The organism is Gordonia phthalatica (assembly GCF_001305675.1).
In the GTDB taxonomy this organism is placed as follows: Bacteria; Actinomycetota; Actinomycetes; order Mycobacteriales; family Mycobacteriaceae; genus Gordonia; species Gordonia phthalatica.
In genome coordinates, this window is the sequence record NZ_CP011853.1 from 1,709,331 (window position 1) to 1,735,012 (window position 25,682).

At 69.7% G+C, this 25,682-nt stretch carries 18 protein-coding genes, 2 tRNA genes and 1 pseudogene; 7 read left to right on the forward strand and 14 right to left on the reverse strand.

Going from position 1 to position 25,682, the window contains the following annotated elements; all coding sequences use genetic code 11:
* Positions 1-43 precede the first annotated feature (43 nt).
* Positions 44-1,638, reverse strand: a pseudogene (locus ACH46_RS07955) (ABC-F family ATP-binding cassette domain-containing protein).
* A gap of 224 nt (positions 1,639-1,862) precedes the next feature.
* Between ACH46_RS07955 and ACH46_RS07960 the strand changes: the two are divergent.
* Positions 1,863-2,363, forward strand: a complete 501-nt coding sequence (locus ACH46_RS07960) for a DUF309 domain-containing protein (protein WP_062392433.1) — start codon at positions 1,863-1,865, stop codon at positions 2,361-2,363.
* A gap of 73 nt (positions 2,364-2,436) precedes the next feature.
* Here ACH46_RS07960 and ACH46_RS07965 read toward each other — a convergent pair.
* From ACH46_RS07965 to ACH46_RS07990, 6 genes are all read right to left on the reverse strand, one after another.
* Positions 2,437-2,509 (reverse strand) — tRNA-His (locus tag ACH46_RS07965).
* Between the two features lie 101 nt (positions 2,510-2,610).
* Positions 2,611-3,210 carry an oligoribonuclease gene (gene orn / locus ACH46_RS07970; protein ID WP_062392434.1) on the reverse strand — a complete coding sequence of 200 codons (600 nt, stop codon included), beginning with the start codon at positions 3,208-3,210 and terminating at the stop codon, positions 2,611-2,613.
* Between the two features lie 56 nt (positions 3,211-3,266).
* Positions 3,267-4,073, reverse strand: a complete 807-nt coding sequence (cmrA, locus tag ACH46_RS07975; protein ID WP_062392435.1) for a mycolate reductase — start codon at positions 4,071-4,073, stop codon at positions 3,267-3,269.
* Positions 4,074-4,140: 67 nt separating this feature from the next.
* A complete protein-coding gene (locus ACH46_RS07980) occupies positions 4,141-5,685 on the reverse strand; it encodes an HNH endonuclease signature motif containing protein (RefSeq protein WP_062392436.1) in 1,545 nt (514 codons plus the stop codon).
* Positions 5,686-5,865: 180 nt separating this feature from the next.
* On the reverse strand, positions 5,866-7,926 hold the full coding sequence (locus ACH46_RS07985) for an NADPH-dependent 2,4-dienoyl-CoA reductase (protein ID WP_062392437.1): 2,061 nt from the start codon (positions 7,924-7,926) through the stop codon (positions 5,866-5,868).
* Positions 7,927-8,005: 79 nt separating this feature from the next.
* On the reverse strand, positions 8,006-8,581 hold the full coding sequence (locus ACH46_RS07990; protein WP_062392438.1) for a PadR family transcriptional regulator: 576 nt from the start codon (positions 8,579-8,581) through the stop codon (positions 8,006-8,008).
* Positions 8,582-8,763: 182 nt separating this feature from the next.
* On the opposite strand from ACH46_RS07990, the gene ACH46_RS07995 reads away from it, so the two are divergent.
* The gene (locus tag ACH46_RS07995; RefSeq protein ID WP_062392439.1) at positions 8,764-9,687 is read left to right on the forward strand and encodes an SMP-30/gluconolactonase/LRE family protein; all 924 of its coding nucleotides are present in this window, start codon (positions 8,764-8,766) and stop codon (positions 9,685-9,687) included.
* Here the strand turns inward: ACH46_RS07995 and ACH46_RS08000 are convergent.
* Positions 9,630-11,354, reverse strand: coding sequence for an ABC transporter ATP-binding protein (locus ACH46_RS08000; protein WP_062392440.1), 1,725 nt, complete (start codon positions 11,352-11,354; stop codon positions 9,630-9,632). The genes ACH46_RS07995 and ACH46_RS08000 overlap by 58 nt on opposite strands.
* An 83-nt stretch (positions 11,355-11,437) precedes the next feature.
* A complete protein-coding gene (locus ACH46_RS21815) occupies positions 11,438-11,569 on the reverse strand; it encodes a hypothetical protein (protein WP_257720459.1) in 132 nt (43 codons plus the stop codon).
* Between the two features lie 319 nt (positions 11,570-11,888).
* On the opposite strand from ACH46_RS21815, the gene ACH46_RS08005 reads away from it, so the two are divergent.
* Together ACH46_RS08005 and ACH46_RS08010 are read left to right on the forward strand one after the other, a co-directional pair.
* Complete coding sequence (locus tag ACH46_RS08005; RefSeq protein WP_226995802.1) at positions 11,889-13,280, forward strand: MFS transporter; 1,392 nt, start codon at positions 11,889-11,891, stop codon at positions 13,278-13,280.
* The gene (locus ACH46_RS08010) at positions 13,277-14,425 is read left to right on the forward strand and encodes a uroporphyrinogen-III synthase (RefSeq protein ID WP_082399494.1); all 1,149 of its coding nucleotides are present in this window, start codon (positions 13,277-13,279) and stop codon (positions 14,423-14,425) included. Before ACH46_RS08005 ends, ACH46_RS08010 begins: the two co-directional genes overlap by 4 nt.
* Here ACH46_RS08010 and ACH46_RS08015 read toward each other — a convergent pair.
* From ACH46_RS08015 to ACH46_RS08030, 4 genes are all read right to left on the reverse strand, one after another.
* On the reverse strand, positions 14,388-15,125 hold the full coding sequence (locus ACH46_RS08015; RefSeq protein WP_062392441.1) for a sirohydrochlorin chelatase: 738 nt from the start codon (positions 15,123-15,125) through the stop codon (positions 14,388-14,390). The two genes, ACH46_RS08010 and ACH46_RS08015, sit on opposite strands and share 38 nt — an antisense overlap.
* On the reverse strand, positions 15,122-15,532 hold the full coding sequence (gene nirD, locus ACH46_RS08020; protein WP_062392442.1) for a nitrite reductase small subunit NirD: 411 nt from the start codon (positions 15,530-15,532) through the stop codon (positions 15,122-15,124). The genes ACH46_RS08015 and nirD overlap by 4 nt, the downstream gene beginning before the upstream one ends.
* A gap of 10 nt (positions 15,533-15,542) precedes the next feature.
* Complete coding sequence (gene nirB / locus ACH46_RS08025; protein ID WP_062392443.1) at positions 15,543-18,077, reverse strand: nitrite reductase large subunit NirB; 2,535 nt, start codon at positions 18,075-18,077, stop codon at positions 15,543-15,545.
* 148 nt (positions 18,078-18,225) lie between these two features.
* Positions 18,226-22,239: a bifunctional nitrate reductase/sulfite reductase flavoprotein subunit alpha gene (locus ACH46_RS08030; protein WP_062395138.1), complete on the reverse strand. Its 4,014-nt coding sequence runs from the start codon at positions 22,237-22,239 to the stop codon at positions 18,226-18,228.
* A 109-nt stretch (positions 22,240-22,348) separates the two neighbouring features.
* Between ACH46_RS08030 and ACH46_RS08035 the strand changes: the two genes are divergently transcribed.
* Genes ACH46_RS08035 through ACH46_RS08045 form a run of 3 tightly spaced genes read left to right on the forward strand, consistent with a single transcriptional unit; the run spans position 22,349 to position 25,444 of the window.
* Positions 22,349-23,482, forward strand: a complete 1,134-nt coding sequence (locus ACH46_RS08035; RefSeq protein ID WP_062392444.1) for a thiolase family protein — start codon at positions 22,349-22,351, stop codon at positions 23,480-23,482.
* On the forward strand, positions 23,479-24,282 hold the full coding sequence (locus ACH46_RS08040; protein WP_062392445.1) for a crotonase/enoyl-CoA hydratase family protein: 804 nt from the start codon (positions 23,479-23,481) through the stop codon (positions 24,280-24,282). The genes ACH46_RS08035 and ACH46_RS08040 overlap by 4 nt, the downstream gene beginning before the upstream one ends.
* Positions 24,283-24,286: 4 nt before the next feature.
* Positions 24,287-25,444, forward strand: a complete 1,158-nt coding sequence (locus ACH46_RS08045) for an FAD-dependent monooxygenase (protein WP_062392446.1) — start codon at positions 24,287-24,289, stop codon at positions 25,442-25,444.
* A gap of 125 nt (positions 25,445-25,569) precedes the next feature.
* On the opposite strand, the gene ACH46_RS08050 is transcribed toward ACH46_RS08045, so the two are convergent.
* Positions 25,570-25,643 (reverse strand) — tRNA-Arg (locus ACH46_RS08050).
* Positions 25,644-25,682: the final 39 nt, after the last annotated feature.

Sequence of the window (25,682 nt, forward strand, 5' to 3'; positions counted from 1 at the left end):
TGGTTCCCGAGGTGAGCGCTGCCGGCGGTCGCGGGTGATCGGCTCACTCCTTGCCGGTCGCGTCCAATGACATCCAAGTGTCGATGCGGAGGCGCGCCAGAAACGCGTCGTCGTGGCTGACCACGATCAGCGCTCCGCGATACGAGTCGAGTGCCGACACCAGCTCGTCGACGGTGTCCAGATCCAGACTGTTGGTCGGCTCATCCAAGACGAGGAGACGGTTGGCCGGGTCGGCGAGCAACAATGTCGCCAGTGCGACGCGGAAGCGCTCGCCTCCGGAGAGGTCACCGACGGCACGATGGACGTCGTCACCACGGAGCAGGAACCGGGCCAGGCCGGCCAGTATCCGTTCGTGCGGCATGCGTGGCGCGGCGGTCCGGACGGTGTCGACGATGCTCAGGTCGTCGTCCAGGTGATCGAGCCGCTGAGGAAGGTACCCGATCCGGTCGGTGAACGCGACAGCTGATGGCTCGTCGCGCGTGCTGTGGGATCCGCGTATCAGCCGTTCGAGGAGGCGCGTCTTTCCGACTCCGTTTCGGCCGGTGAGTGCGACGCGCTCCCGCCCGGCGACGACTGTCGTGCGGTCGTGGCCGTCGCGCAGTTCGGCGAGCCGCCGCCCCGCAGGTGTCTCCGGGTCGGGCAGGTCGATGCGGATGCGTGGATCGTGCCGCAGTCGTGCGGTCTCCTCCCGAACGAGGCGGCGTGCGGCGTCGACCTTCCGGTCCGCCTCGGTGCGAAGCCTGCCCGCCGAGACCTGAGCTTCGCGCTGCGCTGCTGCATGATCGTCTTCGGACGACGCTTGTTCTCGAAATCGGTACGGGCGTAGCGTCGCCGACGCGCGAGTTTGGTCTGTGCCTCGACCCGCTGTCGTTCCTCCTTCTTCGCGTTCTGTTCCGCGGTGCGTACGGCTTGATCGGCCGCTGCTTGTTCGCGGTCGAGGTGTCGACGGTAGGCGGTGAGATTGCCACCGAACACGGCGAGCGACCCGGACCGGAGTTCGGCGGTGTGATCCATGAGATCGAGGAGGGTCGCATCGTGGCTGACCACGATCAGCGCGCCGCGCCACGCGTCGATCGCGTCGTAGAGCAGATGCCGCGCGGGTCGGTCGAGGTTGTTGGTCGGTTCGTCCAGGAGGACGACGTCGTCGCCGTGCACGAGGATTCCGGCCAGCGCGGTGAGGACGGTCTCGCCGCCGGAGAGGGCGCCGACCGTCCGGTCGAGACCGAGGTGGCTCAGCCCGATGCGGTCCAGCGCGGAACGTGCCCGTGCTTCGACGTCCCAGGCGTCGCCGAGCACGTCGAAGTGGTCGGGATCGGTGTCGCCCGACTCGATCGCCCGAAGTGCGTCGAGGCGCTCGCGGATCCCGACGAGGTCGGAGACGGTCGCGCCGGTCTCCAGTGTGAGGTGCTGTGGCAGACGACCGACCGTGCCGCGGATGGCGACCGCGCCCGAAGTCGGCGCGAGCTCGCCGGCGATGAGTCGGAGCAGCGTGGTCTTACCGGCGCCGTTCGCGCCGGTGAGACCGGTGCGACCGCTTCCGAATGCGGCGGTGACACGGTCGACGGCGGTTGTGCCGTCGGGCCACGCGAAACTCAGATCGGTGAGGACGACGGAGGGATTCTGTTCGGTGGTGGGCATCGGGCTCCTCGGGTGTCGGCGATGACGCTGACGAAGGAGCGCAGGGTGGAAGCTACGACGTCAACGCACGGATGGGGTGTGCGGTGGGGGCGCAGATCAGCACGGTAGAGGTCCTCGATTCTCGGAGTGTGATCGTCGACCGTACCGGTGGGCGGGTGGTCGGTCCACCGATCTAATTCCGACGCCGGTCCGGAACCGCAGCCCGTGAGTGAGACGATGGCGGCATGGGTGACTCGGCGAGAAGGCAGCGCGATCGCGACGAGGACGGTCGGGCGCGGAATGCGCGCCCGCGGGATGCGCTCGGACGCCCGCTGCCTCCCGGGAGCGTCGGCGTCGAGCGGATTCACGAGGACCTTCATCTCGCGCCCGCCGAGAGCCTGGTGCGGGCGCAGGATCTGTTGAATCGTGGGCTCGCGTTCAACGCTCACGAGGTCCTCGAAGGGGCGTGGAAGAGCTGCCCGGACGAGGAACGGTTCCTGTGGCAGGGACTGGCTCAGTTGGCGGTTGGCATCACCCATGTGCAGCGGGGCAACGTCAAAGGCGGGGTGACAGTGCTTCGGCGGGCCGTCGAGCGGATCGGCTTCGACGACGGCGACGCGCCCTACGGGATCGACCGGGCCGGGTTGATCGCCTACGCCGAGGCACTCATCGAGGACCTCGAGGCGGGCGGCGAGCAGACACCGGCAGACTTGGTGCCGCGACTGCAGACGGTTGACCACGGATAGTCCGCAGAGGAGGGCAGAACCAAAAATAGCCTCTGATCGGGAATCGGATTCCAGATCAGAGGCTATTGATTTGGGTGACTGACGGGACTCGAACCCGCGACAGCCAGGATCACAACCTGGTGCTCTACCAACTGAACTACAGTCACCATCGGCGTCGGTCGCACTGTTCACACAATGTTTTCCGAACCGGACTCATACTCTAGCCGGTAACCGACCGATAATTCCAATCGGTTTCTGACCAGCGTGTTTACGCGGGGCCGAGCTTCTCGACGATCTCTTCGAGTGCCTTGGCGTCGGGGCCGGGCGCAGGGACGAACGCGGCTTCGCGGTAGTAGCGCAGCTCGCGGATCGACTCGCGGATGTCGGCGAGGGCACGGTGCGCGAGACCCTTCTCCGGCTGTCCGAAGTAGATCGGCGGGAACCAGCGGCGGCACAGCTCCTTGATCGAGCTGACGTCCACCATCCGATAGTGCAGGTACGCGTTGAGCTCCGGCATGTCGCGCGCGATGAACCCGCGGTCCGTGCCGATCGAGTTGCCTGCGAGGGGAGCGGCACCCGCGGTGGTGATGTGTTCGCGGAGATAGTCGAGGACCATCCTCTCCGCTTCGGCGAGCGTCACGGTGGACGCGCGGACCTCGTCGGTGAGGCCGGAGTGCGCGTGCATCTTGACGACCACGTCGGGCATGTTGGCGAGCGCTTCGTCGTCGGCGTGGATGACCACGTCGACGCCCTCGCCCAGAATGTTCAGGTCGCTGTCGGTGACGAGAGCGGCGATTTCGATGAGCTTGTCGGACCCCACGTCGAGTCCGGTCATCTCACAGTCGATCCACACGAGTTTGTCTTGCACTCGTTCCACACTAGTGGTGTCAGCGGCTCCCCGCCCGGGCGGCCGGAGGCCGGTTGCTACTCGGCGTCGCCGAGCTTGCCGTAGAACTTCCCGACGATCGGCGCGACGATCGCGCGCGGGGAGTAACCGCCGGCGACCGACATCGCCTTGCTCAGCGTTCCGGGGACGACGCGCATCTTGTTGCGCGCCAATGCGTCCAGGCTCATCGCCGCGACCTTGTCCGACGAGTGCCACAGGAAGTCGGGGACCATCTTGTCGACGATCGACTGGTCCTCGACGGCCGGCGTCTGGGTGCGGACCGGACCGGGCGCCAGGAGGGTGATGTGGACGCCGGTGCCCTTCAACTCGCCGCGCAGAGACTCGCTGAAGGTGTTGACAAAGGCCTTCGTCGCCGCGTACGTCGCATTGTTGGGGATCGGCATGTTGCCCGCCGCGGACCCGACCATCAGGATCCCTCCGGACCCGCGCTTCACCATCTGAGGCAGGACCGCGAGGGTGAGATCGTGGACGGCGTTCGCGTTGAGACGGACCTGGGCGCGCTCGTAGTCGGGGTCGAGCTCCGCGATCGGGCCGAACGTCGCGATGCCCGCGTTGTTGCAGAGAACTGAGATCTCGCGGCCGGAGAGCTCGTCGCACAGGGTTTGGACCGCGGCGAGGTCCGACAGATCGACGGCGCGGACCTCGGCCTCGACGCTGTGACGCGAGCGCAGCTCGATCGCGAGTTCTTCGAGGATCTCGCCGCGTCGGGCCACCAGGATCACCGAGTGGCCGCGACGTGCGAGCTCGCGGGCCAGTGCCATCCCGATGCCGGAGGAGGCTCCGGTGACGACGGCGCGGGCGGCGGAGCGAGGAGGGATCGGCATGGGGGACATGGTATCGGCGGAGCGGAATGCCTGGGCAACGGCTCCTGCCCGCTGCCTGACGGGGTGGTCAGGCAGCGGGTGGGAACTGCAGGTCCGTCGCGCCGGTGGGCGTGGCGGGGTGGCCTGCGAGCAGGCGCAGGAGTTGGTACTCCGCTGGGGAGGTCCGCGCGGTGGGCGGGTGGGCCGCGGGTGGTGGTCGGCGGAGTGGGAGGTCCGCGTAGTGGATGGGGTTGACCGTGGGAGCGACGTCGCGGTCGGCCGGTTTCCAGCCGACCCGGCCCGCGTCGTCGCCTGCCTCGGCGTCGAGGACGGTGGTGTCCCAGCGGCCGGTGCTGGCGGCCCGGTTGTGGCCGCCGCATGCGGTGCCGAGGTGGTCGATGTCGGTGGGGCCGCCGTGCTGCCAGTCGGGCATGTGGTGGGCCTCGGTCTGGGCGAAGGGGCGGTCGCAGCCGGGGGCGGTGCAGCCGCGGTCGCGGCCGAACAGGGCCAGGCGTTGGGCCTTGGAGGCGAATCGTTTGCCGCGGCCGAGGTAGAGGACTTCGCGGGTGGCCCCGGCGAACACTTCGAGGTAGGGGACGGTGTCGGCGGCGACGTCGACCAGGGCGCCGACGGGCAGTCGGGCGCCGGTGGCGGTGAGGGCGATGCCGGCGCCGGCGGCGAGGTCGGTCAGGTCGGCGGTGATGACCAGCGAGCTGGAGAGCTTGCCCGGGGCGCCGAGCGCGTGGTGGGTGAGGGCGAAGTCCAGGAGGGCTTCGAGGGCGTCGTGGTTGCGCTGCCCGGGTGACCGCATGTCCCGCTGGGCGGCGGCCTCGCGGGCGGCGGGGTCGATGCCCGGAGCATCGCACGCCCCGCGCAGCGAGTCGGGGTCATCGGGGTTGTTGAACCCGGGCGCAGCCCAGGCGGTGAGGATGAGGTCGAGTTTGGCGCGGACCTGCGGGGTGAGGCAGGCGGTGAGCTTGGACATCAGGCGCACGTCCTGGTGGGCCAGGGTCAGTTCGCGGTTCCGTTGCCGGTCGCGCTCATCGGTCAGGTGGCCGTCGGGGTCGAGGTGCGCCAGGAGGCGGTGGCCGACCTTGCGCAGTTGGTCGGGGGCCAGGGTGCGGGCCGCGTCGGCCAGATGGGCCTCGGCGTCGGCGACGATGTCGGCGGGCACCCGGTCGGGGATCAGCCGTATCACGTCGGTGATGACCAGGACGTGGGCGGCGGAGACGGCGCCGTCGGCCAGGGCCACCGCGGTGGCCGGCAAGACCGGGTCCAGGACCTCACCGCGGAGGTTGGACAGCCGCCCGACCTTGGCGGCGGCCAGGGTGCGGCGCTTCACCTCGCCGGGTCCGAGGCGCAGGCCGAAGCCGAGGAATTGGTTGAGTCGGATCCAGCCGGCTTTGCGGTAGGCGGCGCGGTCGGAGACGGCGGTGATGATCTCCGCGTCGGCGGCGTCCGCGACGCGGCGGGCCTGTTCGGCGGTTTCGGCGACGGTGACCAGCTCGTCCTCGGTGAGCGCGTCGAGGTTCGACGTGCGCAGGGCGTCGGTGACGCCGACCAACAGCTGAGCCAGGGCGATCGGGTCGTCGGGAAGCTCGACCGACGAGGGCGTGGACTGCGGTGCGGGCATCGGGTGAACCTCCCCTCCGATTCGCTCATACGTTCCTTGATTATGTGATCTATGTTACTCCAATATTTGTGGAGATCAATAGGTTGATCGAAAGTTTTTTCGAAGACGATGGGTGTCGACAAAGGTGGGCCCCGACGCGAATCGCGTCGGGGCCCACCTTGCCATCGAGTCAGCGAAGCATCACGGCATGCCCGCGGCGACCTCGGTGCCCTGGCGGATGGCGCGCTTGGCGTCGAGTTCCGAAGCGAGGTCGGCGCCACCGATCACGTGGGTGATGACACCGGCTTCGGTCAACGGATCGACGAGGTCGCGCACGGACTCCTGGCCGGCGCAAACGACCACGTTGTCGACCTCGAGGACACGCTGGCCGGTCACATTGCCCTCCTTGTCGTGGACGGTGATGTGCAGGCCGGCGTCGTCGATCTTGTCGTACGTGGCGCCCGAGATCTGCTCGACGCCTTTCATCTTGACGGCGGCGCGGTGCACCCAACCGGTGGTCTTGCCGAGCGTCTTGCCCTGTCGGCCGGTCTTGCGCTGCACCATGAAGACCTCGCGGGCGGCGGGCGTCGGGCGCGGACGAGTCAGGAAGCCGGGGGTGTCGAGATCCTCGGTGACGCCCCACTCCTGCTCCCACTCCTTGAGGTTCAGGGTGGGGGACTCGTCGACCGTCAGGAACTCGGTGACGTCGAAGCCGATGCCGCCGGCGCCGATGACGGCGACGCGCTTGCCGATCTCGCGGTGACCGAGGACGGCGTCCGCGTACGAGACGACCATCGGGTGGTCGATGCCCTCGATGTCCGGGATGCGGGGGACGACGCCGGTCGCGACGACCACCTGGTCGAAGCCGCCGTCGATGATGTCCTGCGCGGTGACGCGGGTGCCGAGGTGGACGTTGACGTGGTTGATCTCGAGCTGCCGCGAGTAATAGCGGATGGTCTCGTTGAACTCCTCCTTGCCCGGGATCCGGGCGGCGATGGAGAACTGGCCGCCGATGGAGTCACTGCCCTCGTACAGGTCGACGCGGTGTCCGCGCTGGGCGGCGGAGACGGCGGCGGACAGGCCGGCGGGGCCTGCTCCGACGACGGCCACACGCTTGGCGGTGCGGGTGGCGCCGAGAGTCAGGACGGTCTCACGACCGGCGCGCGGGTTCAACAGGCACGACACCTTCTTGCCGACGAAGGCGTGATCCAGACAGGCCTGGTTGCAGCCGATGCAGGTGTTGATCTCATCGCTGCGACCGTCGCGCGACTTGTTCACGAACTCCGGGTCGGCCAGCAGGGGACGGGCCATCGACACGGCGTCGACGCGGCCGCGCTCCAGGATCTCCTCGGCGAACTCCGGGGTGTTGATGCGGTTGGAGGCGATCAGCGGGATGTCGACGACGTCGCGCAGACGCTCGGTGAACTTGACGAACGCGCCGCGCGGAACCGACGTGACGATGGTCGGGACCTGGGCCTCGTGCCACCCGATGTCGGTGTTGATGGCGTCGACGCCGAGTTCCTCGGCGGTCTTGGCGAGGAGGGCGATCTCGTCGAAGGTCTGACCGTTCTTGACGAAGTCGGCAACGCTCTGGCGCAGGATGACCGGGAAGTCGCGCGGGACCTTCTTGCGGATGTCCTTGATGATCTCGACCAGGAAGCGCTGACGGTTCTCGGTGCTGCCGCCCCACTTGTCGGTGCGGTCGTTGGTGTGCGGGCAGAGGAACTGGTTGATGAGGTAGCCCTCGCCGCCCATGATCTCGATGGCGTCGTAGCCGGCCTGGCGGGCCAGCTTGGCGGCCGAGCCGAACGAGCGGATGACGTGCCAGATGATCTGCTCGGTCATCTGCAGGTGCTTGAACGGGTGGATGGGCGACGGCTCGCTGCCCGCAGCCACCTTGAGCGGGGTGTAGCCGTACCGACCGGCGTGAATGATCTGCAGGGCGATCTTGCCGCCCTCGGCGTGCACGGCCTTGGTGAATTCACGGTGGCGCAGCACGTCGGCGTGGTTGGTCATCTTGCCCGCGAAGGGGAGCAGCAGGCCGGTGCGCGACGGCGCGAAACCGCCGGTGATGATGAGCCCGACACCGCCGCGGGCGCGCTCGGCGTAGTACGCGGCCAGCTTCGGGGTGTCCCACAGGCGGTCCTCGAGACCGGTGTGCATCGACCCCATGACGACGCGGTTGTCGAGCGTCATGCCACCGATCTTCAGCGGCTCGAAGAGGTGCGGGTAGTGGGCGTTGGGCACCGTCTGGGCTGTCATGGCGCGACCTTTCTCGTGGTGGGACGTGCGGAGAGTCTGTGTTGGAGGGTCTGTGTTCGAAGGTCTGGGGCTGGATCGGTCAGGATGAGGTCGTCGAGGCGGCGAGCCCGGTCCGATCCAGTTCGCGGCTGAAGCGGTCGATCACCTCGTCGCACCAGGCGACGGTGTGCTTGTGCATGGACACGCCGCCGATCAGGACCAGGTACTGGCCGAGTTTGCGGCCGGTGAGGGAGTCCGGGTCGGGGTAGTAGTCGCGCTCCCATCCCTGGAAGACGGCGAGCAGTGACGCCGCTCGGTCGCGGTACTCGCGCAGTTCGGCGATGATCTGCGTGAGATCCCCGAGGTCGGCGGCGCGGAGCTTGAGTCCGATCTCGCTACGTAGTGGTTCGAGCGCGGTGGGACTGGCGACCCATTCGGCGAGCATCGCCCGGCCGGCCTCGGAGAGCGTATAGACCTTCTTGTCCGGCCGCCCCTCCTGTGCCACCGATTCGAAGCTGACGAAGCCGTCGGAGTGAAGCTTCTTCAACGTCCGATAGATCTGCTGGTGCGTCGCCGACCAGAAGTATCCGATGGACCGGGAGAACTGCTGACCGATCTCGTACCCGGTCCCCGGACGCTCGGAGAGCGAGATGAGGATCGCGTGTTCGAGTGCCATGCTCCGAGAGTAGTCATGCAACAGCGCGTTATGCAACAGTTTTCATATGAACTGTGGTGCATAGGGTGTGGGTGGGGTCGATACGGCGTCGGTAGGGTCGTTCGTCCCGGTGCGGGGGAGACCGACGTGGCATGGCGCACAGATCCGAGGCACGCGCCGCCGAATGCTGCTATGAAAGGGCCGTGACCTCGTTTCGCCGTATCGCCCTCCCCGGAACCGCCCCCGAAGACGTGCTCTGTCTCGACGACGGCAAGGTGGTGACCGGACTCGACGACGGCCGCCTGCTGCTGGTGGATCCCGCCGACGGCGAGGTGACGGTCCTGGCCGACACCGCCGGACATCTGCTGGGACTCGATTTCGGCGACGACGGCGCCATCTACATGTGCGACCACGACCGCGGACTGCTGAAACTCGATGCGGGCGAGTCGCGCACCGTCGTCCTCGCCGACACCGTCGAAGGTCGCCCGCTGCGGTTCGCGAGCAATGTGGCGAGGGCCGACGACGGCACGCTCTACTTCTCGTCGTCCTCGCAGAACTTCACCATCGACCGCTGGCGGTCGGACCTGATCGAGCACTCCGGCACCGGACGTCTCATGCGACTGGTTCCGGGTGGCGAGGTGGAGGTCCTGCGCGACGACCTCCAGTTCGCCAACGGTGTGGTCCTCGGCCCGGACGAGGAGTACGTCCTCGTCGCGGAGACCGGTGCCTCCCGCGTGTCACGCTACTGGTTGACCGGCGACGCGGCGGGCACGTCGGACGTCTTCCTCGACGCGCTCGGCGGCTATCCGGACAACATGTCGGTCGGGAGCGACGGGCTGCTGTGGGTGGCACTCGCGTCGCCGCGGAACGCGGTGCTGGAAGGCATCTTCCGACTCCCGTCACGAGCCCGCAAAGTTCTCGCGCGCGCACCGCAGAACATCGGACCGGCGCCCGAGGAAGTGGTCTGGGTGCAGGCTTACAGCTTCGACGGGACCCTGGTCCACGACGTCCGGATCGACGACCTCGACTTCGGCTTCGTGACCGCGGTGGCCGAGAACGACGGCGTGCTCTACCTGGGCACCATCATGGGCAGTGCGCTCGGCGTTCTGGACCTGCCCGCGCAGTAGTCGACCGCCCGAATCCGTCCGTCCTCCAGCCGCACAGTGGTGTCGGCGATCGACGTGACCCGCGCATCGTGGGTGATGAGCAGGGTGGTCCGGCCGCGCGCGAGGGCGCGCAGCGGGGTCAGGATCTCGGCGACCGCGGCGTCGTCGAGAGCCGCGGTCGGCTCGTCGAGCACCAGGACCGGAGTGTGTCGGAGGATGGCGCGAGCCATCGCGATCCGCTGACGTTGACCGCCGGAGAGCTCCAATCCGTCGCCGGCCAGCACCGTGTCGTAGCCGTCGGGGAGAGCCGTGATGAATTGGTGCGCGCCGGCATCGACCGAGGCCGCGATCACGTCGGCACGCGACGCGTCGGGCCGACCGTAGGCGATGTTCTCCGCGACGGTCCCCGGCCGGATGTGCGGTAGTTGCGGTAGCAGCGTGACCTGTTCGCGGACCGAGCGTCCGGTGGCGGTCGCGAGGTCGTGTCCGTTGATGGTGACGCGACCGGCATCGGGGTCGTCCAAAGCGCAGATCAGTGCGGCGAGCGTCGACTTCCCGGCGCCGCTCGGTCCGGTCAGGGCGGTGATGGAGCCCGGGCGGAGCTCCAGGTCGACGCCGCGCAGGACAGGTGCCTCGGCGTGCGCGAAGTGGACCTCGGTGAGCCGCACGACCGCCGTCCCGTCTGCGGAGACCGGCAATGGCTGCGCGTCGGCGCGATCCGGACGATGGATCGGCTCGTCGAAGAGTTCGGCGATCCGATGGGCGCTGACCGCGGCCTCGGCGACCGAGAGCCGGACGTCGGCGACCTGCTGGAGTTTCGGATACAGCATCGCCAGGTAGCCGGTGAGTGACAGGAGTTGTCCCACCGAGAGCGCGCCGTGCCGGACCTGCCACACCCCGACGAGCGTGACGATCAGCGAGACGCACACCTGGGCGAACCCGAGGACGCTGCCGAACCCCGCCTCGATGCGGGCCTGACCGATGCGGGCGGCGGCCCAGCGATCGCCGTCGCGCGCCAGCCGGTCCGCTTCGCGCTGCTGCTGGTTGTAGGCGACGGTGGTCTCGTGGGCGGCGAGTGCCGCATGGATGGAGTCAGCGATGTCGCTGGTCGCGGACCGTTCCTCGTGAGTGGTGTCGGTCTGGCGCCGTCCGTAGAACGCGGAGACGCCCCACAGCACCGGGCAGGCGGCCAGGGCGACCCCGGCGACGACCGGACTCATCAGGAACGCGGCGATCAGCAGGCCCGCGGCGTTCGCGACGGCGACGGCCAGGGACATCAGGCCGGTGCCGACCAGATGCTCGACGGCCTCCAGGTCGCTGGAGTGCCGAACCAGGAGGTCGCCGAGGCCGCGGCGCCGGTGACTCACCGGTGCCAGCCGCTGCACGTGAGCGAACAGGGCGGTCCGCAGCCGCAGAACGATGCCCTCGGAGGCGACCGTGGCCAGCACCATCCCGACGTAGTCGGCGCTGACGCTGACCGCCGTGAGGAGCAGCCACGCGGCGGCGAGGTGGGCGAACGCGCTCCAGCCGTCGGCGCCGAGGGCACCGTCGACGACATCGGAGAGGACGAACACGCCGACCGCGTCGCAGGCTGCCGCGATGAGGAGGAACAGCGACGCCGAGACCAGGCGCCTGCGCTGGCCGACGAGGAACGGGGAGAAGCGGCGGACCGCGGCGGAGAAGGTCATCGAAGGGCTCCGGGACGGGCGAATGCGCCGTGCCGAAGGGGGACGGCACGGCGCATTCGACGATGGGTGGTGGCGGAAGTCGTTCAGCCCACCCAGGTCCAGATCCACCGATGGTTGCGACGATCCCAGCGACGTTCGCGGCGGCGGCGCGGCGCGGCGTGCTGGCCGCCCTGCGGACGCTGGCGGTTGTCGGTCCGGTTGCTGTCGAAGCTCATGAAGGGACTCCTGATTCTGTCGGTGTGATCCGGCTGCGGAGGGGAACGGTTGGTCGTTCCTCTCCGCTGCCGGCCGCGGATCTCGCGTCCGACCTGAACGAATCTATGGACGGGTTCTGTACGAGCACTGGCCCTCGCCTGGCAGGCTTCTGGCAATCTCAGTGGCTTGGAAAACGCTGTGCGCCAAGCCCTCACACGAGTCCGACGAACTCGGTGAGGTGATGCTTACGCGCGCGTGATCGGGGTGCGGCGTCCACGCAACACCGCGCTCCTACGGTCGAACCGATCCGATCGACGGATCGGGAACCGAGGAGGCGGCGTGAGCGACGAGGTGCGACGGCGATGGGCGGGGCGCGGGGCGGTCATCAGCGATTGGGATCCCGAGGATCCGGTCGCGTGGCGGGAGGGCGGCGCGGCGATCGCCCGCCGCAACCTGGTGTGGTCGGTGGTCGCCGAGCACGTCGGCTTCTCCGTGTGGACCCTGTGGTCGGTGATGGTGCTGTTCATGCCGTCCGACGTCTACGGGGTGTCGGCGGGCGACAAGTTCCTGATCGGGGCGGTCGCCACGCTGTCCGGGGCCACTCTTCGATTTCCGTACACGATGGCGACCGCCCGCTTCGGAGGACGGACCTGGACGGTCTTCTCCGCGCTGATCCTGGTGATTCCGGTGGTCGCGACCGTCGTCATCCTGGCGAATCCGGGACAGCCGCGCTGGATGTACCTCGTGTGCGCCGCGCTCACCGGGCTCGGTGGCGGCAACTTCGCGTCGTCGATGACGAACATCAACGCCTTCTACCCGCAGCGGTTGAAGGGCTGGGCGCTCGGGGTCAACGCGGGCGGCGGGAACCTGGGCGTGCCCGCGGTGCAGCTCGTCGGCTTTCTCGTGATCGCGTGGGCGGGGGACCGGCAGCCTTACTGGGTGTGCGCGGTGTACCTGGTGCTGCTCGCGGTGGCGGCGATCGGTGCGGCGGTCTTCATGGACGATCTCGACGTCCCGGGCGTCGACCTCGCGGCCATGCGGGCCGCCGCGGTGGACCGTGACACCTGGTTGATCTCCCTGCTCTACATCGGGACCTTCGGCTCGTTCATCGGCTTCTCGTTTGCGTTCGCGCAGGTGTTGTCACTGAACTTCGCTGCTGACGGTCAGAGTCCGGCGCAGGCGGCGTTGCACGCCGCTCAGATCGCCTTCATCGGTCCGTTGCTCGGGTCCGTCGCGCGGGTGTTCGGTGGACGCCTCGCGGACCGGGCGGGTGGCAGCTGGGTGACGCTCGCCGCGTTCGCCGGGATGGTCGTCGCCGCAGGCGTCGTGCTCGTCGGTCAGACGATCGCGGTGCAGGCGATCGGCTTCGTCGCGCTGTTCGTCCTGTCGGGGATGGGCAACGGCTCGGTCTACAAGATCATCCCGTCGGTCTTCGAGGCCAAGGCGCGACGTCTGCCGATCGACGACGACGCCCGGTCAGTCCACTCGCGGGCGATGTCGGGTGCGGTGATCGGCATCGCGGGTGCGGTCGGCGGACTCGGGGGCGTCGGCATCAACCTGGTCCTGCGGCAGTCGTACCAGCAGTCAGGGGAGGCGACCGCCGCGGTTCTGGTGTTCGCCGCCTTCTACCTCGTCGCGGGTCTGGTGACGTGGCGCGCCTACATCGCAGTTCCTCGCGCGCGAGCCGAGGCGACGACTCCCGGCGCGGCGTCTGCGAAGCTGTCCGCATGAGCGATGACGCGATGAACACGTCACGGAGCACTCCGCAGTCACTGGCGGGGTGCTCCGTCGCAGTGACGGCAGCCCGGCGGGCCGATGAGCTCGCAGCCCTCCTCGGTCGACGCGGTGCGCACGTGGTCGCCGCGCCGACCATCGAGATGGTGCCGCTGTCCGACGACCCCGCGCTGCGGGCGGGCACCGACGCGGTGATCGCGACGCCGCCCGACCTCCTGATCCCCACCACCGGCATCGGCTTCCGCGGTTGGGTGGAGGCCGCCGACGAATGGGGCCTCGCTGACCGGCTGATGACGGCACTCGCGTCCGCACGGATCCTCTCCCGCGGTCCCAAAGTGACCGGCGCGCTGCGAGCGCTCGGCCTTCGCGAAGAGTGGTCGCCGCCGTCGGAGTCGGCCGCGGAAGTCCTGGAGCACCTGCGATCCGAGGACCTCGCGGGCCTCCGTGCGGCGGTTCAGCTGCATGGAGCCATCGACGACTGGGACCCGAACCGTGCCCTGATCGACGGGCTGGAGGCGATGGGCGTCGAGGTGATCGCGGTTCCGGTCTACAGCTGGCGGCGTCCAGCCGATCCGACGCCCCTCGACGCGCTGATCAGCGACCTCGCCGACGGTCGTTTCGATGCGGTCGCCTTCACCTCCGGTCCCGCGGCCGTGTCACTGCTGACCCGTGCCCGGGAACTGGGCGTCGACGGCCGCCTGCTCGCCGCGCTTCGTGAGAGGACGGCCGTGTACTGCGTCGGTCCGGTGACCGCGGCACCGCTGGATGCAGCGGGCGTGCCGAGCGCCTGGCCCGAGCGGATGCGGTTGGGGGCGCTCGCGCGGCTCGTGGCCGAAGACCTTCCGGCCCGCACACCCGACCTGGTCGTCGCCGGGCATCGGTTGAGCCTGCGCGCGTCGTCGGTGCTCGTCGATGGGGAGGTCCGGGACGTCGGCTCTGCCGGTCGGCGTCTGCTCGACGTCCTCGCCGGCGACGACCCGGGTGCGGTGGTGTCCCGATCAGACCTGTTGGCGGTGCTCGGCTCGGACGACGAGCACGCGGTGGAGACGGCCGTCGCACGACTGCGTGCGGCCCTCGGTCACCGCGAGCTGATCGCGACCGTCGTCAAGCGCGGATATCGGCTGGCCGTCGACGATCGGTGACGGCGGCCGGCCGATCTGCGCGGCGGGCGGCGGCGATCCGGGCGCACGCCAACTCGATCACCGGCGTCGCCGACCCGAGCGGACGCGCGACGACGTCGGCACCGCTCTCGTCGAGCCGTCGTTGAAACAGACCGTCGGTCAGGAGATACGACGCCACCGCGATCCGACGCCGCGGCCGATGGCGGCGCAGCGCGGCCACGGCGCCCGGCACCGACGGATAGGGCGATCGCGCGGAGGTGCTCGCGAACGCGATGCACACCGGCTGCCGGGTGGCCTTCGACAGCAGCGCGGCCGTCCGTTCGACATCGACATGAGCGGACGGATCCGACGAGCCGGCCGCGGCCAGGACGACGGCATCGGTCCGCGTCGTCCCGGCCTCGGCCAGGCGGATCATGAGGGCCCGCACCAGTTCCGGCGACGGGCCCAGGGCCTCGGCGAGCAGGACCGGACGGCCCGCCGAGGCCAGGCGCCCGGGAAGGTCGACGCGGGCATGGTGCCCGCGCGTGAGGAAGGCCGGGAGCACCGTCACCGGACCGTCGGGGAGATCGCCGAGCACCTCGTCGGGGGTGGGGCCCACGACGTCGACGAAGCCGACCGCGACGTGCTCCTCGAGGTGGCGGCCCACCTCGTCGGCCAACCGGTACGACAGCTCGACGCCGCGCGGATCGCGGGTGCCGTGCGCTACCAGCAGCACGCTCATCGGACTGTCCGGAAACCCTCGGGCCGGAATCCGAAGCGGATGTCGGGCGCGTTGGCGACGAAGACATTGCCGTCGAGGCCGATCCGGGTGCCGTACACGGGGATCCGGACGTCCGGGGAGTCCAGGCAGCGCCCGTCGATGAGGCTGAACGCCTGCTTCTTCAGCGGTGAGGTGACGACCGGGAAGCCGTTGCGATCGCCGACGATGCCGCGGGAGAGCACGGCCGCCCGACCGATCGGATCGATGTTCCCGACGGCCCGGAGGCTGTCGTCGGCGAGCCGGAACAGGGCGACCTGGGCACCGTCGGGGAGCAGGACGGCCACACCTCGGAGCCGATCCAGACGGTCGAATCGGCAGGCCGGGGTCCAGTCGCGGGCCCACTTCTGGAGGTCGAATGCGAGGGTCATCGGGTGCCTTTCAGATCGTGGCGGCGGCGAGCGGCGGCAGCGACGGGGAACCGAGGAGGACGGGGACGCGGCGACCGTGGCTCTCACCGAACGAGACGGTGGGGTCGGGGACACCCGGTGCGTTGACGAACGTGACGAATCGGCGAAGCTTCTCGGGGTCGTCGAGCACGCCCTTCCACTCGCACTCGTAGTCCTCGACGTGTCGGGCCATGTCGGCTTCGAAGTCGGCGGCGAGCCCGAGAACGTCGTCGATCACGACGGCCTTGACGCGGTCGACGCCGCCGTCGAGGGACTCCATCCACGCGGCGGTCCGCTGCAGACGATCGGCGGTCCGGATGTAGTACATGAGGTAGCGGTCGATGTAGGAGACCAGCGTCGCGTCGTCGAGGTCGCCGGCCAGCAGCTGTGCGTGGCGCGGAGTCATGCCGCCGTTGCCGCCGACGTACAGGTTCCAGCCCTGCTCGGTGGCGATGACGCCGACGTCCTTGCCGCGTGCCTCGGCGCATTCGCGCGCGCAGCCCGACACGCCCATCTTGATCTTGTGCGGCGAGCGCAGGCCTCGGTACCGGAGCTCCAGGTCGATCGCCATCCGGACTGAGTCCTGCTGTCCGTACCGGCACCAGTCGGAGCCGACGCAGCTCTTGACCGTGCGCAACGACTTCCCGTAGGCGTGGCCGGACTCCATGCCGCCGTCGACCAGTCGACGCCAGATCAGCGGGAGTTGATCGACGGTGGCGCCGAACATGTCGATGCGCTGACCACCGGTGATCTTGGTGTAGAGGCCGAAGTCCTTGGCGACCTCGCCGATCAGGATGAGGTGCTCGGGGGTGATGTCGCCGCCGGGGACGCGCGGCACCACCGAGTACGTTCCGTTGCGCTGGATGTTCGCCAGGAAGTGGTCGTTCGAGTCCTGCAGTGAGGCCTGCTCGCCGTCGAGGATGTGCCCCGAGCCGATCGAGGCGAGGATCGACGCGACCGTCGGCTTGCAGATGTCGCAGCCGGTACCGCTGCCGAACCGCTCGACGATCCCGGAGAACGTCCGGATGCCGGAGGCCCTGACCGATTCGAACAGCTCGGCCCGCGACTGTGCGAAGTGCTCGCAGAGGGCCGTGGACTGTTCGACTCCCTCCTCGGCCAGGATCTGCGACAGCAGCGGCACACAGGATCCGCAGGCCGTTCCGGCGCCGGTGCACGACTTCAACGCGGCGACGTCGCACGCGCCGTCGGCGATCGCCGCGCACAGTTGTCCCTTGGTCACGTGGTTGCACGAGCAGATCTGCGCGTCGTCGCCGAGCGCGCCCACGCCGAGCGCAGGGGCCTCTCCGGACGGGCTGATCAGACTCACCGGATCGCCGGGGAGTGTGGAGCCGACCAACGGCCGCAGCAGTCCGTAGGCCGAGGCGTCGCCGACCAGGACGCCGCCGAGCAGCGTCGACGCGTCGTCGGAGAGGACCAGCTTGGCGTAGACGCCGCCGATCGGATCGGACACCACCACGTCGAGGGCGCCGGGCGTGCTGCTCAGCGCGTCGCCGAAGCTCGCGACGTCGACGCCGAGCAGTTTGAGCTTGGTCGACGTGTCGGCACCGGGGAACACGGCGTCGCCGCCGAGGATCCGGTCGACGACCACCTCGGCGGTCGAGTACCCGGGCGCGACGAGTCCGTAGCACCGGCCCTGCACGGCTGCGACCTCACCGATCGCGTAGACGTCCGGATCACTGGTCACGCAGTCCGTGCCGGTGAGGACGCCGCCGCGATCGGCGAGCGCGAGGCCGCAGTCTCGGGCGAGCTCGTCGCGCGGTCGGATGCCCGCGGCGAAGACGAGGAGAGCGGCGCCGACCGTCGTGCCGTCGGCGAGGGTCGCGCGGATCCCGACGTCGGCGGGCTCGATGGACGTGACACCGGACGACAGCGAGATGTCGATGCCGAGGTCGCCGATCATGCGCGCCAGGTGTTCGCCGCCGCCGGCGTCCACCTGGTGCGGCATCAGGCGAGGGTTCACCTCGACCACGTGCGGTCGCAACCCGAGCAGGCGCAGCGCGTTCGCGGCCTCCAGCCCGAGGAGTCCACCGCCGACCACGATCCCGACGGGCGGTCGGTCGCCGGCTGAGACGAGGGCGCGTTCGGCATCGGCGCGGATCGCATCGAGGTCGTCGAGGGTGCGGTAGACGTGGCACCCGGGAGAGTCGCACCCGGGGACGGGCGGGACGAAGGCGCGGGACCCGGTCGCGAGAACGAGGGCGTCGTAGTGGACTTCGAGGCCGTCGCCGGTCCGAACGACGCGCATCGTCCGGTCGATGTCGACGACCCGCTGATTCACGTGCAGTTCCACGGTCGCGTCGTCCGGATAGCGCGATCCCGGAAGGGCGAGGGCCCCGCGGTCCCACGGGCCGACATAGCCGGACAGGCCGACGCGATCGTAGGCGGCGTCGGACTCCTCGCCGAACACGACGACGCGCCACTGGCCTGCGGTGTCCCGGGCGCGCAGGGTCTCGACGAACCGGTGCCCGACCATGCCGTGTCCGATGACTGCAACGGTCTTGTTCATGGGTGGAACTCCCTTCTGATCAACTGCTTGACGGGGACGCTACGGGCGGGGTGTTGCGCTCCGAGGCGACGAACGTTTCCGTCGGATCACAAGTCCCGCACGAGGTTTCGGGGAGGTTTCTCGCGCCGGATTGCGCCGGATCGCGCCGTCAGTAGACGTCGCGCGCATAGCGGCCGTCGGCCGCGAGGGACCGCAGATACCGTTCGGCGGCAGAGGGGGTGAGCCCGCCCTGTTCGGCGATGACCCCGATGAGGGCATCATCGACGTCGCGGGCCATGCGGGCGGCATCGCCGCACACGTAGAGGTGCGCGCCGCGGCGGATCCACGCCCAGAGGTCGGCCGCGTGCTCGAGCATCCGGTGCTGGACGTAGAGCTTGGCGTCTTGATCGCGGGAGAAGGCGACGTCGAGGCGGGTGAGGACGCCCGACTCCTGGAGTGCGGAGAGTTCGTCGGCGTAGAGGAAGTCGGTGGCGCGGTGGCGGTCGCCGAAGAACAGCCAGTTGTCTCCGGCCGCACCGGTCGCGGCTCGGTGGTGCAGGAAGCCGCGGAAGGGCGCGATCCCCGTTCCCGGACCGATCATGATCATCGGGGCCGCGGGATCGTCGGGTGGTCCGAACCGCGCGTTGGGCTGCACGAAGATCCGCGCGGTGTCGACGGTGCCGGTGCCCAGCGTCGAGAGGTATCCGGAGGCCACGCCTCGTCGTGGCGTGTCGGGTGCGCCGAACCGGACCACCGAGACGGTGATCTCGACGCGGTCCGGGTGCGCGACCGGACTGGACGAGATGGAGTAGAGCCGAGGCTGCAGGCGACGCAGGACGGTGAGCCACTCCGTGGCCGTCGCCTGGACCGGGTGCGCGGCGAGGAGATCCACCGACTGCCGGCCCCACGACCAGTCGGCGAGCTCGCGAGGGTCGTCGAGCAGCGTTGTGAGGTCGGGGTCGGGGTGCCGTTCGGCGACGAACGCCACGAGGTCGCGAGTGCACCGGGCGATCTCGAAGTGCTCGGTGAGCGCCGCGCGCAGCGTGATTTCGGCGTCGTCGACCAGCACCGGCGCGTCGCCGGAGAGACCGGTGCATCGCAGCCATTCGTCGACGAGCGCGTCGGCGTTCCGCGGCCAGACACCGAGGGCGTCGCCCGCCGTGTAGGTCAGCGATCCGTCCGGTACCTGGAAGGAGATCCGGCGGACGTCGCGCCCGCCGGTCGGGTCGGTGAGCACCGTGTTCTCGACGACGCGGGCTGCGAGGGGAGCGGTACGCGAGGGTGCGACGGTCTCCGCCGACGGATCGGCGGGAGCGGCCTCGAGGGCACGGACGACGGCGTCGAACCACCGGCCCGCGGTGTTCGCGTAGTCCGGTTCGCAGTAGGCGGCGGACACGAGGCGATCGGCGCCGAGCGTCGCCAGCCGAGCGTCGAGCTTGCGGGCGAAGCCGCAGAAGTCGGCGTACGACGAGTCGCCGAATCCCAGAACCGCGTAGCGGAGGTCGGAGACGTCCTGCGAGCTGAGCCCGGAGAGGGCATCCCACAGCGGCAGCGCGGCGTCGGGTGCGTCGCCGTCTCCGGTGGTCGCGACGATGAACAGGACGTCGCCGGTCAGGTCGTCGACCCCGGTGCGGTCGGCGGCGGTGGCGACCGGGGTGTAGCCGATCTCCGCGAACGCCGCAGCGCACTCGGCCGCATAGGCCTCCGCGGTCCCGGTCTGCGACGCCCACACGATGCGGACCGCGCGGACGTCGTCGGCGTCGACACCGCCGCCCGCCGATGCGGGCAGCCGCGAGAAGTACCCGGCCAGGACACCGTCCACCCACGCGCGGGCCGCGGGTTCCAGGGGCGCGTTGCCGGGCAGGACGGGAACCGCACCGTCGGGTGGATTCGCCGACAATCCCCGCAGCAGGCCGCCGAGATAGCCTCGCTCGACATCGGACAGGACTGGCTCGTCGATGCTCACGCCGAGAGCAGCGGCGAGGGATCGGTCGGGTGGTGCGGTCGTCACGGGTGCCTCCTCGGGGTCGGGTTCGGACTCGGCGACGGGGGTGAGGGCGACGGCGCAGGCCTTGAACTCCGGTTGCAGCGACTCGGGGTCGACGGCGTCGTTGGTGACGGCGTTGATCGCGAGCAGTTCGCCGAAGGCGTCGCCCCAATGCATCGGAACGAAGCACAGTCCCGGCTGGACGGCGTCGTCGACCCGGGCCCTGACCCGGACCGACCCGCGTCGGGAACGGACCTCCACGAGCGACCCGGCATCGATCCGCAGGAAGTGGGCATCGTCCGGGTGGATCTGGACGAACGACTCCGGGTCGAGCCGCTGCAGCTTCGCGACCCGCCCCGTCTTCGTCATCGTGTGCCACTGGTGCGCCAGCCGCCCGGTGGTCAACGTCATCGGATAGTCGTCGTCGGGCAACTCCGCGGGTGGGAGGTGAGGTCGTGCCAGGAAGCGCGCCCGACCGTCGCCGGTGGGGAAACGCGGCACCCCGTCGTCGTTCACATAGCGGATCGGATTGCGGTCCGGGCCGCCGGGTGCCGCCGGCCACTGGACCGGCCCGGTCCGCAGGCGTTCGTAGTCGACGCCGCGCAGGTCCCATCCCGTCGTCCGATTGTGGAATCCGGTGATCTCGTCGAACACGGCGGCCGCATCGGCGTGGGCGAAGCCCTCGTGGAAGCCCATCGCTCGCGCGAGCTGCGCGATGAGCAGCCAGTCGGGGCGGGCCTGACCGGGCGGCGCGGCGGCGGGGCGAGTCAGAGTGATGCTCCGTTCGGAGTTCACCATCGTCCCCTCCGCCTCCGTCCACAGGGCGGCGGGCAGCACGACGTCGGCGAACTCGGCGGTCTCGGCGCCCTCGAAGGCCTCCTGCACCACGACGAACTCCGCGCGTTCCAGCGCGGCGACGACCGTGGACCGGTTCGCGACCGAGGAGACCGGATTGGTGCAGATGATCCACGCGGCGCGGATCTGTCCGGCGGCCATCCGTTCGAACAGGTCGACGGTGCCGCCGCCGGGATCGTCGCGGAGGGTGCCGGGTGCGAGTCCCCAGCGCCGTTCGACCTCGGCGCGATGGTCGGGGTCCAGGGCGGTTCGCTGTCCGGGGAGGCCCGGCCCCATGTAGCCCATTTCGCGGCCGCCCATCGCGTTCGGCTGGCCGGTGAGGGAGAAGGGACCGGATCCGCGACGGCAGATCGTTCCCGTCGCGAGGTGCAGGTTGCAGACCGCGTTCGTGTTCCAGGTGCCGTGGGTGGACTGGTTGAGGCCCATGGTCCACAGGCTCATCCAGTTCTCGGTGCCGATCAGGATGTCCGCGGCGCGGTGGAGTGCGACCTCGTTGACGCCGGTGATCGTGGCGACACGGTCGGGCGGGTAGTCGTCGAGGTGCTCGACGAGCTGCTCCCAACCGCTCGTGTGGGCGGCGATGAAATCGCGGTCGATGCCGCCGGAGTCGACGATGAGCCGCAGGAGACCGTTGAGGAGCGCGAGGTCGGTGCCGGGCCGGACGGGGAGGTGGAGGTCCGCCTTGCGGGCCGTCGCGGTGCGCCGCGGGTCCACCACGATCAGTGTCGCACCGGCCGCGATGCGATCCATCATCCGCAGGAACAGGATGGGATGGCAGTCGGCCATGTTGGCGCCGATCACGAGGAAGGCGTCGGCGTGGTCGATGTCGTCGTAGCTGCCGGGCGGGCCGTCCGCACCGAGCGACTGCTTGTAGCCGGTGCCCGCGCTCGCCATGCACAGGCGCGAGTTGGACTCGATCTGGTTGGTGCCGAGGAAGCCCTTGGTCAGTTTGTTCGCCAGGTATTGCGCTTCGAGGGACATCTGCCCGGAGACGTACACGGCGATCGAATCGGGGCCGTGACGGTCGCGGATGGCGGTGAGACGGCGTGCGGTCTCGGCGATCGCCGAGTCGACGTCTGCGGGTATTCGGGTGCTGTGGCGGTCGGGGCGGATCAGGGCGGTGGTGAGACGGCCGGGTGCGGCGAGCAGGTCGGCGGTGGTGGCGCCCTTGGTGCAGAGGCGACCCCGATTGGCGGGGTGGGAGGGGGTGCCGCGCGCTCCGGTGACCGTCCCGTCGTTCACCTGCAGGGTGAGCCCGCATCCCACACCGCAGTACCCGCAGACGGTGTCGACGGAGCGCTGAGCGTCCGTCGGAAGCAGCGGCACGAGTTCCGGGTGCATGCCGATCACGGTGTCTCGCCGGTGTTTCCGATCGGGCAGCTCGGTGTTACGACGACGTCAACTCCGGGACACTCTTCCCAACCGAGCGCTTGTTAGGTATGAAAGAGGGATGACTGATGCAGTGATCGTCGACGCCGTCCGCACCCCGATCGGGAAGCGCAACGGCGCCCTGGCCGACATCCACCCCGGAGACCTGAGCGCACACGTGCTCACCGCCCTCGCCGACCGCGTGGGCTTCGATCCCGCCACCGTCGACGACGTGATCTGGGGCTGCGTGAGCCAGGTCGGAGACCAGGCGGGGAGCATCGGCCGCGTGGGCGTCCTCGCCGCCGGTTGGCCCGAGTCGGTACCCGCGACGGTCGTCGACCGCCGCTGCGGATCGAGCCAGCAGTCGGTGCACTTCGCGGCCGCCGGGGTGATCGCCGGGCAGTACGACATCGCGATCGCCGGCGGTGTCGAGTCGATGTCGCGCGTGCCGATGGGCGCTGCCCGCGGCGACGGCAAGCCCTACCCGCCGTCGGTGCTGGAGCGCTACGGCGTCGACGGCTTCAACCAGGGCCTCGGCGCCGAAATGATGGCCAAGCGCTGGAATCTCTCGCGCGAACAGCTCGACGCCTACTCCGCACGGTCCCACGAGCGCACCGCCGCCGCGCAGGACGCCGGTGCCTTCGACGGGCAGATCGCGGCGATCCCCGGGGGACTCGCCGTCGACGAGGGGCTGCGTCGCGGCACGACCGTCGAGAAGCTCGGCGGACTCAAGACTCCGTTCGATCCGGAGGGTGTCATCACCGCGGGCAACGCCTCGCAGATCTCCGACGGCGCCGGCGCACTCCTCATCACCAGCAGCGAGATCGCCAAGGCCAACGGATGGACGCCGATGGCGCGGATCCACACCGCGACCCTCGCCGGCGACGACCCGGTCATCATGCTGACCGGTCCCATCGCGGCCACCAAGAAGGCACTCGCCCGATCCGGTCTGAAGGCCTCCGACATCGGCGCCTACGAAGTCAACGAGGCGTTCGCGCCCGTCCCGATGGCGTGGCAGGCCGAGATCGGCGCGTCCGACGACGTCCTCAATCCCGTCGGCGGTGCCATCTCCGTCGGCCACCCGCTGGGCGGATCCGGCGCCATCCTGATGACTCGCCTCGTTCACCACATGCGCGACAACGGCATCCAGTACGGTCTGCAGACCATGTGCGAAGCAGGCGGCATGGCAAACGCGACGATCCTGGAACTCCTATGAGCGGTGACGTGCTGCTGATCGAGCGGGACGGCGACGTCGTCACCTGGACCATCAACCGGCCGGAGACGCGCAATGCGATCTCCGAGGACGACGCCATCGACGCCTTCGTCGCCGCGGTGGACGCCGCGAACGCGGACCCGTCGATCCGCGCGATCATCCTGACCGGTGCGGGGACGGCGTTCTCCGCGGGCGGCAACGTGAAGGACATGGCCGCCTCCGCCGGTCTGTTCGGCGGTGCCTCCCATCAGCAGCGCGTCGGCTACCGCGAAGGCATCCAACGGATCCCACGAGCGATGTACTCCCTGGAGGTGCCGCTCATCGCCGCGGTCAACGGACCGGCCGTGGGCGCCGGATGCGACCTCTCGCTGATGTGCGATGTGCGGATCGCGTCGACGAAGGCCTTCTTCGCCGAGAGCTTCGTGAGACTCGGACTCATCCCCGGCGACGGCGGTGCGTGGCTGCTGCCGCGGATCGTCGGAGCGGCGCGGGCCGCCGAGATGACGTTGACCGGTGATCGGGTCGACGCCGCCACTGCGCTCGACTGGGGGATCGTGTCGCGGGTCGTCGAACCGGAGGATCTGCTGCCCGCCGCGCGGGAGATCGCCGATCGGATCGCCGCCAATCCGCCCATCACCGTGCGGATGACCAAGAAGCTGCTGCGGGAGTCCTCGCAGCAGACCCTCGACCAGCTGTTGGAGCTGTCGGCGACCATGCAGGCGATCGCCCACCACACCGAGGACCACCGCGAGGCCGTCGCGGCCTTCCTGGAGAAGCGGCCGCCGAACTTCGTCGGACGGTAGCCGGGTGCGGGTGATCGTCGCGGGCGCAGGCGTCGGAGGACTGACCGTCGCCGCCGGCCTCCTGCGCGACGGACACCACGTCACCGTGTTCGAGCGGCGGACCGACACCGCGTCAGGTGCGGGGATCAGCCTGTGGCCCAACGCTCTCGCCGCGCTCGACACCCTCGACCTGGGCGCCGCGGTCCGCGAACGGTCCGCACGGGTCAGCGGCGGCGCGATGCGCTGGCGCGACGGCACCTGGTTCCGCAGGCCGGCGAGCGATGCCCTCACCGCGACGATGGGGGAGCCGCTCGCCGTGATCCGCCGCGCCGACCTGCGCGACGTCCTGACCGCGGCTCTGCCCGCCGACGCGGTCCGATACGGCGTCGCGGTGACGACCGCGCGCACCGACGGCGACCGTGTGACCGTCGCGACGTCGGACGGGGCGTCGTACACCGCCGATCTGCTGATCGCGGCCGACGGTGTCAACTCCCGATTGATCCGGCCGTTCAACGCCGGCCTGGCCAGTCGGTATACCGGGTACACCGCGTGGCGCGGGATCGCCGAGACACCGGTGCCCGCAGAGCTGGCGGGCGAAGTCCTGGGCGACGGCGTCGAGTTCGGCGTCGTGCCGCTGCCCGACGACCGCACGTACTGGTTCGCGACTCGGCGGGAACCGGAGGGCACCGAGTTCGCCGACGAGCACGCGGAAGTCGCGAAGTTGGGGGAGGACTGGCCCGAACCGATCAGTGAGGTGATCGCGGCGACCCCGCCCGGCGCGGTGATGCGGACCGATCTGTACGACCGGCCGACGGCACGGCACTGGTGGTCGGGACGGGTCGTCGCCGTCGGTGACGCCGTCCACCCGATGCGGCCGCACCTGGGGCAGGGCGGTTGCCAGGCGATCGAGGATGCGGCCGTCCTCGTCGAACTGCTGCGACGATCACCGGTCGCCCGGGCGTTGGAGCGCTACCCCCGGATCCGGAAGGCGCGCGTTCGACAGGTCGTCGCGGAGTCGGCGCTCATCGGCCGGGCCGTCAACGCGCGCCCCACGGCGGTCGTGGGGGCGGTGATCCGCTCGACGCGAGTCCTGCCCGACTCCCTCATGATGGGCCACGTCGCCGCAGTCGCCGGCCCGGACGCCTTCCTCCGACAGTGGGAGCGCTGCGCACGGTCGTCGTAGGGCGTTCGCGTAGCTCGCCGGAGCAGGCCTTGCGGACTGAGGCGTTGGGCACATCTCAGCGGTGTGCGCGCGGTCGCACCGATCCGGCGGTCTGGGCGACGGTGATGCGTCGTCGCAGGTCGGAGCGCCCCCAGCAGGACTCGAACCTGCGACCTAGAGATTAGAAGGCTCTTGCTCTATCCATCTGAGCTATGGAGGCTTGTCGCACCGCATCGTGGGCGACGAAGGCCTACTATAT

Bases quoted from the DNA above. Each gene is read 5' to 3' on its own strand.
- ACH46_RS07960 (WP_062392433.1), top strand. From the start codon at position 1,863: ATGGGTGACTCGGCGAGAAGGCAGCGCGATCGCGACGAGGACGGTCGG.
- cmrA (WP_062392435.1), bottom strand. From the start codon at position 4,073: ATGCCGATCCCTCCTCGCTCCGCCGCCCGCGCCGTCGTCACCGGAGCC.
- ACH46_RS07980 (WP_062392436.1), bottom strand. From the start codon at position 5,685: ATGCCCGCACCGCAGTCCACGCCCTCGTCGGTCGAGCTTCCCGACGAC.
- ACH46_RS07985 (WP_062392437.1), bottom strand. From the start codon at position 7,926: ATGACAGCCCAGACGGTGCCCAACGCCCACTACCCGCACCTCTTCGAG.
- ACH46_RS07990 (WP_062392438.1), bottom strand. From the start codon at position 8,581: ATGGCACTCGAACACGCGATCCTCATCTCGCTCTCCGAGCGTCCGGGG.
- ACH46_RS08000 (WP_062392440.1), bottom strand. From the start codon at position 11,354: ATGACCTTCTCCGCCGCGGTCCGCCGCTTCTCCCCGTTCCTCGTCGGC.
- ACH46_RS21815 (WP_257720459.1), bottom strand. From the start codon at position 11,569: ATGAGCTTCGACAGCAACCGGACCGACAACCGCCAGCGTCCGCAGGGC.
- ACH46_RS08010 (WP_082399494.1), top strand. From the start codon at position 13,277: ATGAGCGATGACGCGATGAACACGTCACGGAGCACTCCGCAGTCACTG.
- ACH46_RS08015 (WP_062392441.1), bottom strand. From the start codon at position 15,125: ATGAGCGTGCTGCTGGTAGCGCACGGCACCCGCGATCCGCGCGGCGTC.
- nirD (WP_062392442.1), bottom strand. From the start codon at position 15,532: ATGACCCTCGCATTCGACCTCCAGAAGTGGGCCCGCGACTGGACCCCG.
- nirB (WP_062392443.1), bottom strand. From the start codon at position 18,077: ATGAACAAGACCGTTGCAGTCATCGGACACGGCATGGTCGGGCACCGG.
- ACH46_RS08030 (WP_062395138.1), bottom strand. From the start codon at position 22,239: ATGCACCCGGAACTCGTGCCGCTGCTTCCGACGGACGCTCAGCGCTCC.
- ACH46_RS08035 (WP_062392444.1), top strand. From the start codon at position 22,349: ATGACTGATGCAGTGATCGTCGACGCCGTCCGCACCCCGATCGGGAAG.
- ACH46_RS08040 (WP_062392445.1), top strand. From the start codon at position 23,479: ATGAGCGGTGACGTGCTGCTGATCGAGCGGGACGGCGACGTCGTCACC.